The 15,065-nt window shown below is 64.5% G+C and carries 15 protein-coding genes and 2 tRNA genes; 10 read left to right on the forward strand and 7 right to left on the reverse strand.

Annotation, left to right across the window (positions count from 1 at the left end; genetic code table 11):
• The first annotated feature begins 1 nt into the window (after window position 1).
• Entirely contained in the window at window positions 2-1,429 is a 1,428-nt protein-coding gene (locus ACVWWJ_RS16320; protein WP_456968714.1) for a CPBP family glutamic-type intramembrane protease, read from the forward strand.
• Window positions 1,430-1,452: 23 nt separating this feature from the next.
• Here the strand turns inward: ACVWWJ_RS16320 and ACVWWJ_RS16325 are convergent, their stop codons facing one another.
• Complete coding sequence (locus ACVWWJ_RS16325; RefSeq protein ID WP_159895902.1) at window positions 1,453-2,400, reverse strand: RluA family pseudouridine synthase; 948 nt, start codon at window positions 2,398-2,400, stop codon at window positions 1,453-1,455.
• Between the two features lie 349 nt (window positions 2,401-2,749).
• On the opposite strand from ACVWWJ_RS16325, the gene ACVWWJ_RS16330 reads away from it, so the two are divergent.
• The gene (locus ACVWWJ_RS16330; RefSeq protein ID WP_456968715.1) at window positions 2,750-6,238 is read left to right on the forward strand and encodes an Rne/Rng family ribonuclease; all 3,489 of its coding nucleotides are present in this window, start codon (window positions 2,750-2,752) and stop codon (window positions 6,236-6,238) included.
• 95 nt (window positions 6,239-6,333) lie between these two features.
• On the opposite strand, the gene ACVWWJ_RS16335 is transcribed toward ACVWWJ_RS16330, so the two are convergent.
• A complete protein-coding gene (locus ACVWWJ_RS16335) occupies window positions 6,334-6,987 on the reverse strand; it encodes a response regulator (RefSeq protein WP_159896939.1) in 654 nt (217 codons plus the stop codon).
• A 237-nt stretch (window positions 6,988-7,224) separates the two neighbouring features.
• On the opposite strand from ACVWWJ_RS16335, the gene ACVWWJ_RS16340 reads away from it, so the two are divergent.
• Both ACVWWJ_RS16340 and ACVWWJ_RS16345 read left to right on the forward strand, forming a co-directional pair.
• Window positions 7,225-7,518 carry a hypothetical protein gene (locus tag ACVWWJ_RS16340; protein ID WP_159896920.1) on the forward strand — a complete coding sequence of 98 codons (294 nt, stop codon included), beginning with the start codon at window positions 7,225-7,227 and terminating at the stop codon, window positions 7,516-7,518.
• A gap of 92 nt (window positions 7,519-7,610) precedes the next feature.
• A complete protein-coding gene (locus tag ACVWWJ_RS16345) occupies window positions 7,611-7,757 on the forward strand; it encodes a hypothetical protein (protein WP_159896922.1) in 147 nt (48 codons plus the stop codon).
• Between the two features lie 43 nt (window positions 7,758-7,800).
• Here the strand turns inward: ACVWWJ_RS16345 and ACVWWJ_RS16350 are convergent, their stop codons facing one another.
• Window positions 7,801-7,992, reverse strand: a complete 192-nt coding sequence (locus ACVWWJ_RS16350; protein ID WP_159896924.1) for a hypothetical protein — start codon at window positions 7,990-7,992, stop codon at window positions 7,801-7,803.
• A 159-nt stretch (window positions 7,993-8,151) separates the two neighbouring features.
• On the opposite strand from ACVWWJ_RS16350, the gene ACVWWJ_RS16355 reads away from it, so the two are divergent.
• From ACVWWJ_RS16355 to ACVWWJ_RS16370, 4 genes are all read left to right on the forward strand, one after another.
• Window positions 8,152-8,379, forward strand: a complete 228-nt coding sequence (locus ACVWWJ_RS16355; RefSeq protein WP_456968716.1) for a hypothetical protein — start codon at window positions 8,152-8,154, stop codon at window positions 8,377-8,379.
• 47 nt (window positions 8,380-8,426) lie between these two features.
• Window positions 8,427-9,788 (forward strand): cation:proton antiporter, encoded by a 1,362-nt coding sequence (locus ACVWWJ_RS16360; protein ID WP_456968717.1) that lies wholly within the window; start codon window positions 8,427-8,429, stop codon window positions 9,786-9,788.
• Between the two features lie 89 nt (window positions 9,789-9,877).
• Window positions 9,878-10,216 (forward strand): hypothetical protein, encoded by a 339-nt coding sequence (locus tag ACVWWJ_RS16365; RefSeq protein ID WP_456968718.1) that lies wholly within the window; start codon window positions 9,878-9,880, stop codon window positions 10,214-10,216.
• 129 nt (window positions 10,217-10,345) lie between these two features.
• Window positions 10,346-10,756: a low affinity iron permease family protein gene (locus tag ACVWWJ_RS16370; RefSeq protein ID WP_456968719.1), complete on the forward strand. Its 411-nt coding sequence runs from the start codon at window positions 10,346-10,348 to the stop codon at window positions 10,754-10,756.
• A 220-nt stretch (window positions 10,757-10,976) separates the two neighbouring features.
• Here the strand turns inward: ACVWWJ_RS16370 and ACVWWJ_RS16375 are convergent, their stop codons facing one another.
• Complete coding sequence (locus ACVWWJ_RS16375) at window positions 10,977-11,621, reverse strand: outer membrane beta-barrel protein (RefSeq protein WP_456968720.1); 645 nt, start codon at window positions 11,619-11,621, stop codon at window positions 10,977-10,979.
• A 187-nt stretch (window positions 11,622-11,808) separates the two neighbouring features.
• Between ACVWWJ_RS16375 and ACVWWJ_RS16380 the strand changes: the two genes are divergently transcribed.
• Entirely contained in the window at window positions 11,809-12,438 is a 630-nt protein-coding gene (locus tag ACVWWJ_RS16380) for a class I SAM-dependent methyltransferase (protein ID WP_456968721.1), read from the forward strand.
• Window positions 12,439-12,445: 7 nt separating this feature from the next.
• Window positions 12,446-13,369: a flavin reductase gene (locus ACVWWJ_RS16385; protein WP_456968722.1), complete on the forward strand. Its 924-nt coding sequence runs from the start codon at window positions 12,446-12,448 to the stop codon at window positions 13,367-13,369.
• Between the two features lie 106 nt (window positions 13,370-13,475).
• Here ACVWWJ_RS16385 and ACVWWJ_RS16390 read toward each other — a convergent pair whose 3' ends face one another.
• The 3 genes from ACVWWJ_RS16390 to ACVWWJ_RS16400 form a co-directional block, all read right to left on the reverse strand.
• Entirely contained in the window at window positions 13,476-14,393 is a 918-nt protein-coding gene (locus ACVWWJ_RS16390; protein ID WP_456968723.1) for a hypothetical protein, read from the reverse strand.
• Between the two features lie 410 nt (window positions 14,394-14,803).
• Window positions 14,804-14,890, reverse strand: a tRNA-Leu gene (locus ACVWWJ_RS16395).
• A gap of 51 nt (window positions 14,891-14,941) precedes the next feature.
• A tRNA-Cys gene (locus ACVWWJ_RS16400) sits at window positions 14,942-15,015 on the reverse strand.
• Window positions 15,016-15,065 lie beyond the last annotated feature (50 nt).

Genomic DNA, 15,065 nt, shown 5'->3' on the forward strand with positions numbered 1-15,065 from the left:
GATGCCCTGGCTGCCACGGCGCGGAACCGCCATCGCGGCGGTGCTGCTCGCGCTCGCCTTGGTATTCGCCCTGCCCTGGCTCGCGGCCAGCATCGTTCGCGGCGCGATCGAGCATGACAGCGCGAAAGATCGCGCCGCGTATGGCTCCGGATCGTCGCCCTGGCGCTGGCACCTGCGTGACAGCGGCGATGTCGTCGCCGGGCGCGCCTTCGGCGGTGGCCGACTGGAGTCAGGAAAGGAAGGGCTACAGGTCCGTGCGACCGACGGCTCGCCGCTGGAGATCGGCCTTCCATTGCGCCGACCTTCTGACCTGCACGCATTGCCGATCCTGCGCCTGGATGCCTCGGCCTCGGCAGGGGGCCACTACGGCTTGGCCGTGCGGCAGACCCTGGAGGCCCCCGTCGTCCATGCCGAGCTCGGCGATCTGGCCCCCGATGCGCTGCCGCGCGCGGTGCGCCTCGACCACCTTAGATGGCTTGACGCGTCCGGACACGCCGTCAACGTGCCGACCCGCGCCGCCATGCTCCGACTCGTGGCCCGCCTGCCCGCCGGCCAGACCCTGACGCTTCGCGAGGCCTCCCTGGCCCCGCTTCCCACGTGGCTACCGCCGACGCCCACCGCCTTGCCCGACGGCGCGACGGCCGAGGGGCTGCTCGATTGGCGCGACGCCCGCCTCGCCACCTCGCCGACGGCAAGCTTCGGCCACACCGTTGCGCGGCCTCCGGCCCCCGCATGGCAACCCTGGGCGGCCCCGCTGCTCTATCTCCTGCTGCTCGTCATCGCGCCGGCGATCCGCGCGGCCATGAAGCCCGACCCCTCGGGTGCGAGCCCGCAGGCTCGCCCGGGTCCGGTCGAAGCACTGCTCGTCATTGCCGGGCCACTCTGGTTCATCGCCGGCCTCGGCCTGTCGGCACGACCCGCGGCGCCAGGCGTCGCCATGTTCCTGATCGGCGTGGCTTACGCGGTCTCGCTGGCGGTCAGGCGCCGACTGCCGCGCTGGCACTGGCTCGGCGCATGGCGCGTCGCAGGCTGGCCGCTGCTGGCCGTGCCGGTGACCATCGCTATCGTCGCGGTGGCCGGCCATGCGCCCGTGTGGCCGACGGCCGGCCGTGCACTCCTCTATATAGGCTGGGCATTCGTCCAGCAGTGGCTGATCCTCGCCGTAGTCGCCGCACTCCTGGCCCGGGCGGTACCGCGGCCGGCCGCTGTGCTCCTCGCCGCCCTGGCGTTCGCCCTCCTGCACACGCCGAACGGCCTGCTGATGCAGCTGTGCTTCGTGGCTGAGCTGGGCTGGGCCTGGTGGTACCTGCACCACCGCGCCCTGCTCCCGGTCGCGCTGGCCCATGCCTTCAGTGCGTTGTTGCTCCAGGCCTGCCTGGCCGGCGGGATCCTGCGCTCACTGGAAGTGAGCGCCCGGTTCCTCAGCTGAAAGGCTCTGCCGGCTGAGGCGGCTCACCCGGCCAGTTTGTCGAGGAACGCCTTGAGTTCGTCCGGCAACGGCGAGGAAAAGTCGTAGTTCTTGCCGTCCAGGTCGAAGCTCATCCGGGCGGCATGCAGGAACATCCGCTTCAGCCCCATGGCACGAAACCGCTTGTTCGCCGCTTCGTCGCCGTATTTCGGGTCGCCCGCCAGCGGATGCCCGGCGTACTGGGCATGCACACGAATCTGGTGGGTGCGACCGGTACCCAGGGTCGCCTGCATGAGGCGGGCGTTCGGATACTGCTCCAGTTCCTTGAAGTAGGTAAGCGAGGGCTTGCCCGCGTCATCGACCCGGACCAGGCGCTCGCCCCCGTGCATAACGGACTTCAGCAACGGCGCATTGACGTCGAATTTGGCTTTGCGCGGCGTACCGGTCATCAGGCAGAGGTACTGCTTGGTGACCGTATTCTCCCGGATCAGCGCCTGCAGGCCTGTCAGGCCCGAGCGGGACTTCGCCAGGACGAGCACGCCGCTGGTATCGCGGTCGAGGCGATGCACCAGCTCGAGGTGCTCATTGGGCCGGGCGGCCCGCAGCAGTTCGATCGCCCCGTGGCTGACGCCGCTGCCGCCATGGGCGGCAATGCCTACCGGCTTGTCGATCACCAGGAAGTGCTTGTCTTCGAAGATCACGGCGTCCGCGACCGACCGCACCATGCCCGAGGGAGCCTCGTTCTCCTCACGTTCGGCTACGCGAACCGGCGGGATGCGCAACATATCGCCGAGGGCGAGGCGCGTGTCCGGCTTGGCCCGTTTGCCGTTGATACGGACCTGGCCCGTTCTCAGGATGCGGTAGACAAGGCTGCGCGGCACTCCCTTGAGCATGGTCATCAGGGCGTTGTCCACGCGCTGGCCATCCCGTTCGGGACCGATTTCGACGATGCGCACACCTTGGCCGCCGTCGAGGGAAGTTACCGTCTGCATTGATAAAACTCGAATTTGATAGGATACTCGGCGAGCGCCAGGCTCCGCTGAAGACTTATCTCTCGCGGGGTGCCTGTACCGTCACGTAAGGCGAGTGTCATGCCATTCCGTCCGAGGGGTCGGAAGGTGAGCACACCCCACATCGTAGCGGTTCGGGTTGCGGTTGTCCGGCTAATCCGTAAGGACGCGGACCGGTTGCAAGGCGCTTATCACGAATCACGCCGGGTCCAGGTATCGGTCCCGGATCCCATGCCGCTTGAAGCCTCACCGCTGCGGCGCGATCCCCGGCAGGCCGCCCCAAAGGGCGCCACCGCGGCCCGCGGCCGCGCGGCAAGGCCGAGGAATTACAATGAAGCGTATGTTGATCAACGCGACTCAGCGCGAAGAGTTGCGCGTTGCCATCGTCGATGGCCAGAATCTTTACGATCTCGACATCGAAATCCCGTCCCGGGAACAGAAAAAAGCCAACATCTACAAGGGTCGAATCACCCGCGTAGAGCCCTCCCTCGAAGCCTGCTTCGTCGACTACGGCGCGGAGCGCCACGGCTTCCTTCCGCTCAAGGAAGTAGCCCGCGAGTACTTCAACCCGAACGCGGAAGGTAAATCCAACATCCGCGAGCTGTTGAAGGAAGGCCAGGAAATCATCGTCCAGGTCGAGAAGGAAGAGCGCGGCAACAAGGGTGCCGCCCTCACCACCTTCATCAGCCTTGCCGGTCGCTACATGGTGCTGATGCCGAACAACCCCCGTGCCGGCGGCGTCTCCCGTCGCATCGAGGGCGAAGACCGTCAGGCCCTGAAGGAAGCGATGGAGCACCTTTCGGTGCCCGACGACATGGGTCTGATCGTGCGCACGGCCGGTATGGGCCGCGACGCCGAAGAGCTCCAGTGGGACCTCGACTACCTCCTCCAGCTGTGGAAGTCGGTCTCCGGCGCCGCGAACTCGCAAAAGGCCCCGTTCCTGATCTACCAGGAATCGAAGCTGTTCATCCGCGCCCTGCGCGATTACCTGCGTAACGACATCGGCGAGATCCTCATCGACGAGGAGCAGCTGTTCAGCGACGCCCGCGACTTCGTCCAGCAGGTCATGCCGAACAACCTGCGCAAGCTCAAGCTCTACCAGGATCCGACCCCGCTGTTCTCGCGGTACCAGATCGAAACCCAGATCGAGAGCATCTTCGAGCGCAACGTCCGCCTTCCCTCAGGCGGCTCGATCGTTATCGACCAGACCGAAGCCCTGACCGCCATCGACATCAACTCGTCGAAGGCCACCAAGGGCAGCGACATCGAAGAGACGGCGTTCAACACCAATCTCGAAGCCGCCAGTGAGATCGCCCGCCAGCTGCGCATCCGCGATGCCGGCGGCCTGATCGTCATCGACTTCATCGACATGGACAGCCCGCGCCACCAGCGCGAAGTGGAAGAGCGCCTCAAGGACGCCCTCAAGGCGGACCGCGCCCGCGTCCAGATCGGTCGCATCTCGCGCTTCGGCCTGCTCGAAATGTCGCGTCAGCGCCTGCGCCCGAGCCTGGGTGAAGCCACTCAGATCGTCTGCCCGCGTTGCGAAGGCCACGGCCACATCCGCAGCGTCGAATCGCTGGCCCTGTCCACCCTGCGTCTCATCGAAGAGCACGCGATGAAGGAAAACACCGGGCAGGTCCTGGTGCAGGCGCCGCCCGCGGTCGCCAACTTCATGCTCAACGAAAAGCGCGCCAGCGTCGTCGAGATCGAACTGCGCCACAACGTCCACGTGGTTGTCGTCGCCGACGACAAGCTCGAGACCCCGCATCTTGAAATCACCCGTATCCGCGAAGCGGACATGGGCGAGCACAGCAAGCCGAGCTACGAGCGCACCACCCCGGTAGTCGCCGTCGCCCTGCCGAAGATGGGCCAGGCCCTGGGCAGCGGTGAGCAGCCGCTGGTGACGGGCGTGGTCCCGTCCACCCCGGCCCCCATCCGCGACGACGAAGACGAAACGCCGGCCGCGCCCGTCGCTGCCGCCAAGGCACGCCCGGTCGCCGCCGCACCCGCCGCCAAGGGTGGCTTCTTCTCGCGCCTCCTCGGTGGTCTCTTCGGCTCTTCCGCTCCGGCGGCACCGGCTCCCGAGCCCACCCCGGCCCGTCGCGACGAGTCGCGCCAGGGTAGCGGCCGCAACGAGCGCAACCCGCGCCGTGACGACCGTCGTGGCAACGAAGGCCGCAACAAGAACAACGAACAGCGTCAGCGCGGCGAGCGCAGTGAACGCGGCGAGCGTGCCGAGCGCCCTGAGCGCCCTGAGCGCGGCGAGCGCAAGGACAACGCCCAGCAGCAGCCGAAGGGCCAGCAGCAGGCCAAGGGCGGCAACAAACAGCAGGGCCAGGGTCGCGGTGAGCCGCGTCAGGGCGAAGAGAAGCAGCCGCGCCAGCCGAAGGACCCCCAGCAGCAGGGTGGTCGCCAGGGCGGCCGCCAGGAGCAGCAGGCCCAGGGCGAAGGCCAGGGCCGTCGTCAGCCGCGCGGCGAGCGTCAGCCGCAGGGTGAGAAGATCGAGAAGATCGAGAAGGCCACCACCCTCGCAGCCGGCGCTGCGCAGGCGACGGCACCCGGTGCCGTGCGCCTCCCGGCCGAAAAGCCGAATGCACCGCTGAACGACGAAGAGGGTATCTCGCCGGTCATCACCGACGAGGCGCTGACCCAGGTCGAGGGCTCGCTCGCCGCCGATGGCAGCGCACCTTCCACCGAAACCAAGGACACTGAGGGCGGCCAGCGCCGTCGTCGCGGTCGTCGTGGTGGTCGTCGCCGTCGTCGCCAGGAAGATGGCACGCAGGCCGGTTCGATCGAGGGCGGCAACAATGACGACCTCGATGACGACGAGAACGATAACGATAACGACAGCGACGATATCGTCGACAACGCACCGGCCCGTACCACGCGTGACAGCGCCAGCGTCCCGCCGATGCTCGACACCGCTGCCGCCGCCGAGAACGCGTTCGCCGTCGAAGCACCGCGCAATGAAGCGACCCGTCCCGCCCCGGCTCCGGCTGCGGTCACGGCGCCGTCCGCTCATGCGCATGGCGATGACGAGTCGGTGCCGTCGGCACTCACGCTGACCTCGCTGCCGAAGCTGCCGCCTATCCCGGGCACCGCCGCACCAGCCACGTCGCACGCGCATCCTGTCGATCCGGCCACGCCGGCCGACTCGGCGCAGACGCGCACGACCGAACGTCGCCAGACGGAATCGGACGCACCACTGACGACGGCGGAAACGACGCCGATCGCCTTGGCGACGCCGGCAAAGCAGTCGTCCGTGCTCGACACGCCGGCTCGCGGCATGCTGCCGGAAACGGAAGCGACCCCGGCAACGCCCGCCGCCCCGGCACCGGCCGCCCCGACGCGCGTCGAGGCTGTCGTGGCTGCGCCAGCGCCGAAGCCGGTGGCTGACGAAACCGTGGCTCCGCCGGTCCAGCAGGTGCAGGCGACGCCCGCACCGGTGACCGCTGCCGAGCCGACGCCGGTGGCCGCTCCGGCCCCTGCTCCGGAAGCCGCGGCAACCGCCCCGGCGCCGGTTACGGCACCGGTAGAGGCACCTGCTCCGGCCCCGGTCGCCACTCCGGTCGCTGCCCCGGCTCCGACTCCGGTCGCGGCACCTGCGCCGGCACCCGTTGCTGCTCCGGTAGCAGCACCTGCCCCGGCCCCGGTCGTCGCAGCGCCGATCCCGGTCACCGAGCCTGCTGCTGCACCTGCGCCTGCCCCGACGGTTGTTTCGACCACGGTCGAAGCGACGACGCCGCCGGCGCAGGGCGATCTCCTGACGCGCCCGCGCCAGGAGTCGTCGCACGGTGAAACCCCGCGCGACGAGCACTAAGCAGAAAGCGGGGAGGCCTCGGCCTCCCCGTTGCTAAGCGACAAAAAAACGCCGGGCATTGCCCGGCGTTTTTGCGTCGGAGCTTGCGAACTATCTCAATTGCCAACCTGGTGGTTGTGCGTGTCGAGCAGTCCATGCACCGTCATCAGGTGAGCCAGTCCGACCACGTGGTCGACGTGCAGTTTTTCCATCAAGCGCTGCTTGTACGTGGAGACCGTTTTCGGACTCAGGTTGAGGCGCTCACCGATCGACGTCAGCGGCATGCCGCGAACCAGCATCATCGAGACTTCCATCTCACGCGTGGACAACGTGTCGAACGGCGACTCCGAGCCATCCAGCGTGGCCAGCGCAAGCTGCTGCGCGACCGACGGCGCGAGATAACGCCGGCCGGAAGCGACCTGGCGCACGGCGCTCAGCAACTCGTCCGATGAACAACCTTTGGTGAGGTAGCCAAGCGCGCCCGCATCCAGAAGCCGCTTCGGAAAGCGTGCATCGTCCACGATCGTGAGAATGACGATATTCGTGCGCAGCTTGGCGCGTACCACGCGCTCGGTGAGTTCCACACCACTCATTCCCGGCATGTGTACATCCACTAGTGCGATATCAGGAGCCAGCGTACGGATGAGCCGCAGGCCCTCTTCCGCCGTGCCCGCCTCTCCCCTGACCCGGAGATCTGCTTGCTGCTGCAGGATCATCCGGAAACCGGTCCTGACCAACTCGTGGTCGTCGACCAATACAACGTTAATCATTAAGTGCCCTCCCTGGGCCGACTGTGCTTCGTTGCGCGCCAAACGATCGCGCGCGGCCTGCGGATGCATACAATGCCAGATGTGCAGGCGAGACAACCAGCGTGCACATATCATCGACCTCGGTCACGACGGCCTGTAGCGGTAGAGGCCGTGCTACGTGAGGTGACATGACCTGATGTTCGTGTCATCGTCGCCCACGCCTGTTTGTAGGCGTACACGAAGGACGTGCTTTTTCTCATGGAAGACAGACCCTACCTCCTCGGCAAGCTTGCCGCGCTGGAATCGGCGCTCGAAGCCGCCATGGCTACACATCCCGATCCGCCGGCGCTGATTGCCGCCATGGCCGAAGCCATGTGCAGGTATACACCGGCATGCCAGCCCCAAGACGAGAGCTCCTTCGCAGAAGGATGGATGGCGGTTGTGACGCCTTTATTGACGGACCAGGCATGCCACACGGCAATCTCCGTGTTCGCAACGCTGAGCACCCCGGACAGCAGCGTGTGCAACAGCCGTAAACGCAAGGCGCACTAGGCGTTCGCCACATCGCCGTCACATAGCGGGCACGACATCGTCAACACCGACCACGCAAGGTTGAGCGTCCTTACATTGACGGAGCGCAACCCGTGGCTAATGAGAAAAATCGCCCACCGCAGCATCCAGGGCAGAACGATCCGCCGGGCGACAAGGGCCCGACCCGCGAGCCGGAAACCGACGCATCAGGCGACCCGCTCGATGACACGGGCGAAGACAATCACCAGACGAAGAAGTAAGGACGTGGCCTGGCGTCGGCGCGTCGAAGGCGACGCGTCGGCGCTACTTTCCCGCACTACTTTCCAAGGCAGGACGGTGGCCGTCGCGACGCAAGGCCCTCGCGGCTACGCGCCGGCGTAGCAGGATAATGCCGGCCAGAATGAGAATAGTAGGCACCCAGCGACCGCCGGTCGCCATGGCAAGCAGCTTGCCCGCCGCCATCGCCCCCAGGGCATTCGTATGTTCGGTGGACATGGTGCGCTCCCCACGATCTTGCGATGAACGCAGCTTCGGCGCCGCGGCATGCGAAGATCGTGAAGCCCGGGGGTTAAGCTTCCTCACACGTGTCGACGTCGACAACGTCCATCGCGACGGCCACTATACGAGCCGTCATCCACCTGATTCCGCTATCCGATGCGCCGAACCCTCGCCGACTTTGCGCCCTGGATCGCCATCGCCCTGGCTATCGCCGTTGCCGCTGCGTACTTCGCCCTGAACGCCCCTTCCGGCCGCGAAAGCTACGACGACTGCCTTGCCCGCCTGGCGACCTCCGACGACACCGACGCCACCCGTGCACTGAATCGCGCATCCTGCGCGAACAAGCCAGGGGCCGATGGCGAGGGCAGCGGCACGAATCCCTAGGATTCGTCCTTCGCACCCGTTTCATGGCGCAGCGCCGAGCATGGCGCATGAGTTATTTCGCGTGGGTCCTTTTTATCGGCGTCCTGCTGGTGGCCACTTCAATGGCCGCCGGCCTGATTCGCCGCGGACCGATCACATCGTTCGCCGTTTACCTTGCCGCTGGTATCGCGGTCGGTCCGGCCATGTTGAATCTCGCGCATGTCTCGTTCGACCACGACAACGCCGGCTGGCTGCGCGCGGTGACGGAGACGGGCCTGGTGGTGTCGCTCTTCATCACGGGTCTGAAGTTACGGGTGTCTTTTCGGCATGGCGGATGGATGACAGCGGCGCGTCTTGCCGTCCCCGGCATGCTGCTTACCATCGCCGGTATGACCCTTCTGGCGCACGCGGTGCTCGGCTGGTCCTGGCCGGTGTCCCTCGCCCTCGCTGCGATCCTCTCGCCCACCGATCCGGTCCTGGCCAACTTGGTGTCCGTAGATGACGCTCGCGACGACGATGCGCTCCGCGTAGCGCTGTCAGGAGAAGCGGGCCTCAACGACGGCACAGCCCTGCCCTTTCTTCTGCTGGCGCTGTCACTGATCGGCGCGCGCGAGGTAGGGACCGATCTGTGGATTCACTGGCTGACGGTCGATCTCGCCTGGGAGTGGCTCGCCGGCATCGGCCTGGGCTTTGCCATCGGATGGGGCATCGGTTGGGCAGGGACGCATCTGCGGCACGTCACGCAGGATGTCGCGCCGAGCGACTTCCTGGCGCTGGGCATCATGGCCCTCGCTTACGGTGGCGCCGAGCTGTTGCATGCCTCCGGGTTCCTGGCCGCCTTCGCCGCCGGCGTCGGTCTGCGCCGGGTCGAACTGCGCGTCGCCACCCGACATTCGGCAGAAAGTGACGACGAGGCGCCGCCGGACGGCTCGACAGCGCCCGCGGAACTGCTCGTCAGACCCAACGAACGCAGCACCGCCGGCAACGATCACCCCGTACAGACCGTGGGCTGGGTGGTGTCGGATGCACTCTCCTTCGGCGACACGATCGAGCGGCTGATTGGTGCGTCGCTGGTCTTCGTCGTGGGCGTGGCCGTCTTGCCCGCGTTTAGCTGGGATGGCGCCCTGATAGCCCTGATCCTCTTCGTGGGCATCCGGCCAGTGTCGGTCTGGCTGTCGACCGCCGGAGACCGCCTGCCATGGCAGCGGCGGCTTCTGTTGGGGTGGTTTGGCATCCGGGGCCTCGGCAGCCTCAACTACCTGGCCTATGCCCTCACGCACGGGCTGGCGGGTCGTGACGGCGACGATCTCGCCACCATCGTGCTGACCGTGGTCGCCCTGAGCATCTTCATTCATGGCGGAACGACCACTCCGCTGATGAGCTGGCGCGCAAACGCCCTGACCCGCGCGGCGACAAAAAACCGCCAATAGGTAGAACTACGGTAGCAAGCGCCGGAAGATTCACGCGTACTCGCGGATGTGGGCGTCACAGACAGACGCCCCTTCCGGAGCATCCGTCCATGGGCAACTTCAACACCGCGTCCACCCGGCTGGCGCCACACCGGCGTCGAGCGACCTACATCTCGCGGCGCGACCAGCACCTGACCTCTCCCGACGATGGCGTCCAGCTCATCCGGCGGGCGAATCTTCGGGGCGCACTCATCGAGCTGGACTGGTTGGGCGTGTGCTCGTACGAAAACCAGGCCGCCTTCCTCGGCCTCGGGAAAAGACAGATCCTGACCGAGTTCCTGCGCGGAGCGGACATCTCCGGTTCCATCGCGCGCGACGTCGAATGGGCGATGCAGAAGCGTCGTGGATGGATGGACGAAGATCATCGCGGCGAGCCGCTCGACGATTGATTCGACGGATATAAAGCATCTGCGTTCGCAAGATATTTCGGTTGCGGGACGCGCTCGGCGCCACAGGAAAATCACGGTGATTCAGCGAGCATCAGGGCCTCTGATGCTCACTTCACCGGACGCGCCCCGATGCCCGACTCAAAGTCACTTTTCGACCGCCTCGCCAGTTGGGCCGCCACCGCATCGGGAACACCAACGGCGTCGATCACCGCCGCCGCGCTGGTCGTTGTGTGGGCGGCTTGCGGCCCCTTCTTCCATTACAGCGAAACCTGGCAGCTGGTAATCAACACCGGCACCACCATCGTGACCTTCCTGATGGTGTTTCTTATCCAGAGTTCGCAGAACCGCGACTCATGCGCCGTGCATCTGAAACTGGATGAGCTGATCAGCGCGATGAAAGGTGCGAAGGACGAGTTAATGGATCTGGAAAGCCTCGATCAGGCATCCCTCGACAAGATTCGCGACGAGTACGTGCGGCGCGCAGAGCTGGCGCGTAGCGGGCACTCGGTCAAAGGTGAGGACGATACGGCGAGAGCCTAGTTCCAAGACACTTTACGTCAGCTCGCAGGCAGCATCTGGCTGACGCTGCCTGCCGTGGTGCGACGAGGCGAGCGACATCGTCTGGTCCTGCTCGTACGCGTCGAACTACAGATGAGCATTCGATTCCTTGATGCCGTGCGGCCCCCGTTCACCACCGAAAATCAGGCCGCCATTTTCCGTGCCCCTGTCGACGGGTCGATGAGGGGCGCCAGCACGGTTCTTAGAACCGGAATTCCACTGCCGCGGAGTACGCGTCGAACTTGACCTTGTCCTTGATACCGAACGCTTCGTACTGAGGCGCGTAGTGGTCGTAGTTGAAGCTCAGGCTGACCTGCGGATTGAAGTCATAGCCGAACCCGACGCCTGCGTAATAGCTCGTATCGTAGTAACGGAAGTGGTCGTGCGAGCCATCGGTGGGCTGACCGTCCAGCGTGCCCGTCGAATGTATCTGCACGTCATTCCGGTAGCGGGCGACGCCTGCATGCGCGGTAATAAAGTATTGGGCTGGCAGCTCCCACTTTCCGTTGACGCCGAGAAGCAACGCTTCGTTCTTCGACTTGATTCGGCTCTCGCCTGTCAACGTATGCGCACCTGTCGCGTCGACAAAGTCCACGCCGGTTCGTGCTGTAAAGGTCTGCCGACTGAGGTTCATATAACCCCCTTCCACGCCGAGGTAGAAAGGCGCATCCACCGCCCAGCGATAGCCACCCAGCGCGCCATAGCCGGAGCTGTCCTTCGCATTGGCGTTGGCGTTCGTCCGGCCAATGTTTGCCTGGACGAAGGCACCCTGGCTGTCCGCGTATGCGGCCCACGACATCGAGAGGGCCGCAGCGACTGCAGCCGAAATAAGAAGAACGTTCTTCATGAAATTCCCTGTTCCAGTTCGACTCCCGACCAGATAGCCGGTGAGGCCCTTGGGGCAGCGCATTCTAGCTGGAGCAACAGGCGCTCGGCACCCCGCCCCCTCCCCCGGCCGGGATCAAACGGCCGGCCTCATTGACAACCCTTCGTCCCTGCCAGGGCACCTAATAGTTTCGCGTGAGACATCTCGCATGCACACCGGCCAGCAGTACCACGACGTCATTCAGCGATCGGGAGGCGACCGACGGGCGCGCGCGCAGTTCCAACGAATGGCCCTCACGCGGCTCCCGGCCGGGGCAGACATCCTGGATTTCGGGGCAGGAACCGGGCTCGATGCGAAGGTATTCGCCACGCACGGGCATCGCACCTTCGTCTACGAGCCGGACCCCGCGATGCGGACGTACCTTGCCCAATATTGCGCGGACGAAATCGAAGGTCGGACGGTCGTTCCCGTCTCCGCGCCGCATGATCAGCCGGTACACGCGGTGACGGCGAACTTCGCCGTCCTGAATCACTTCGCCGATCACACCCAGCTCTTCGCGGACTTCGCCGCCGCCATTCCGTCCGGCGGATTCGTTTTAGCAAACTTCCTGAACCCTTATTACCTCGGTGACATCCGGTACCGTTGGTGGAGGGAAAACCTGCACACGCTGCTTCGAACCGGGCGATACGCGATCGACAGCGAGAGCGGCATCCACCGCTTTTCTCCGGGAACGATCGTGCGCGCAGCGGCGCCACACTTCCGCCTGGAGCGCCTGACACCACGGGGCCTCGGCTGGGCGGGGCAGTACTACATGTTTCTCCTCTTACGGAGGCAATGAGATGCCCATGAAGGCGTATCTAGGGCGCCTGCGCGCGCTGGTACGGCCGATTCCGCAGTGGGCGGCGGTTGCCATGGATCGCAGGTCACAGCCGACGACGGCGACGTTGCGGGGACGCGGCATCGAAGAAGATGTAAGTCACGATCACACCGTAGCCTCCCTCAACCCCCTCGTGATTGCGACGAGTGTAGACGCGGGTGATCGCGCGGTACTCACTTATGCAGACAAGGCCACCGCGACGGTCCTGGGCCGGCTACGACTGATTCGAATGGAGGATATCTCTGACTCGCCACCGATAACGTTCTATCGGGTTGTGTCGGGCCACCACTACTGTCTTGGCTGGTTTCAGCGGCGATGGGAGGGTTGGCGGCAGCGGCGAACGCTGGAACGCAATCGCAAGTCGGCGCGGATGAACCTGGACGCAAAAGCAGCCCAGTACCTGATGATTGTTTATCTGTCTCCGCGGCCCGTTGCGCTGGTGTCGGTACAAGAGACTGATCATCGGAACATGTTCCCCATGGACCTCATCGGGAAGTTGTCACGCTCAGGGCTGTTTTCTTTGGCTCTGCGAAGCACGAATGTGTCCGAGCCCCATATGCAGGAAGGCTCGCGCCTCGCCTTGTCGTATGTGCCTGGCAGCATGCGTGCGCAGGTCTATGAAGTCAGCGAGCATCACAAGGAGGCGCTGACGGACTGGACCGCCCTTCCCTTCGCTGTGCGCCCCTCGCCGGACGCCGGAATGCCGGTCGTCGCCGACGCGCTTGCCATTCGTGAGCTCACGATTGTCCACCGACGGACCATCGGTCTGCACACGTTTTTCCTTTGCCGGGAGGAGGCCGAAGAGAGCCATCCTGGGGCGCAGCTTTATCATACGGCGGGTTTTTATGAGGTACATCGGCGGCGGAAGGGGCTGCCTTTGCGCGTTACGTGAGGTGCGGGCGCGCTGCTTTAAAGAGAAAGTACATCAGCGGCCTGCCCCTTTATTGCGTCCCTAGGGCCATATTGAGGCCGCTAACGGAAGCGCTTGCCGGCGCGAACTATTCGACGGGAGTCGGCAGAGCGAGGGGCGGTGCCTCGCTGTCGCCTTCGTCGTCGATAAAAGATATCCACGGTAGCTCGATCTGCCGTGCTGCATGGAGGTGGTCATTTACGCGAACCACCTCGTATTCCGTTCGCGGACCATTCGCCGTCTGCCACTGTCTTACTCGCACTGTGCATACCAAGGAGTCACCTTTCGCGAACGACTCGACGTTGGTATTGACCCCATGAAGAAATTGCTCGTCGGAGATGGTGGCACTGATGGTGGACGACCCATCGGAAAGCCGCCACTTATTATCTTCCTTGAATGCAAGGGAGACTATCGAGAACGCCATGGTTCGCAGATCGTCGATCAGTAGACGCTCCTCCGCGTTTGCTGGTGCGACAAAGTACATGCGCTCGTTTTCGTGGACTGTGACATTGATCGCTGTGCCTTGGCCTAACGCGAACGTATCGATTCCAGGCTTGTCGAGAGGCGCGAGTGTCTTGTCCAGGGCCTTCCGCACGCCAACGTCACGCAGAAGATCCAGTGCTCCCTTCTCTACGTCGTAGTACTCGTCGCCGACAAAGATGCGGACACGCGGTTTTCCGTCAGGGCCCGGTTCGATCAGCTCGGTTCGGTCAGGCGTACGGTTTCTCAGCCACTTCAGGAGGGAAATCATCCCCTTACCGACGACGCCGAGTGCCGACAATATAGCGACCGCATTCGCGACAAAATCAATGTTGAAGCTGCCGGTCTTGAATGACCCCTTTACGCTCACCTTTACCTTTGCATCGTTGCCGTATAGCACCCTCGCAGATGCTTCGAGCAGGTCAGCCATGGCCAGCAGCGCGGGAGCCAGTTCGCGAGGGTCCATCTCGTGGCTTGCGAGTGCAGGACCATCGTAGGTGAGTCGAAATTCGGTCATGTCGTTCATCGTAACCTCCGTGTATTCCAGATGCTGCAGTCGTCTTCCCGGCTTGATATCCACAGCGCGTCCGTGGGTGGCGGATTGTCGCCACAATCAACCCTTCCTTCTCTCGTCCGCGAAGACCGGAGTGTGTCAGCGAGTAACATAGCCGTCGACGCGACTAGCTGGCTGTCAGAACAGATCTTCGAGCGAGGTAGGCGCCAAGCCGCGCAAAAAGAAGGAGCCGATGCCGAAGGATGAGCGGGTACCCGCTGGGGAGCTTAGGGACTATCGGCTGCGCGTGCACGCGGGCGAGTCCAATCTCCAGCTTCGATGTTCCCGTCGTTGGCACGTCAGAAAAGACCTGAATTTTACGGTGAGTTTTACGGTTGCCGACGACTGCGGTCATTGCGACTCGCTCTAACCGTTGTGAGACATGGTGCCCGGAGTGGGACTCGAACCCACATACCCTTACGGATGAGGGATTTTAAGTCCCTTGCGTCTACCGGTTTCGCCATCCGGGCGGAAGAAAAAAAAGGCGCAGCCGCTTTAACGGTTGCGCCTTCGAAATGCGATGGAGGCCGAGGTCGGAATCGAACCGGCGTACGCGGATTTGCAGTCCGCTGCATGACCACTCTGCCACCCGGCCATCGCTTGCGCAGCGCGAGATTAACCGCGAAGCGCTTAAAAAACAAAACC

Source organism: Luteibacter sp. HA06, assembly GCF_054061215.1.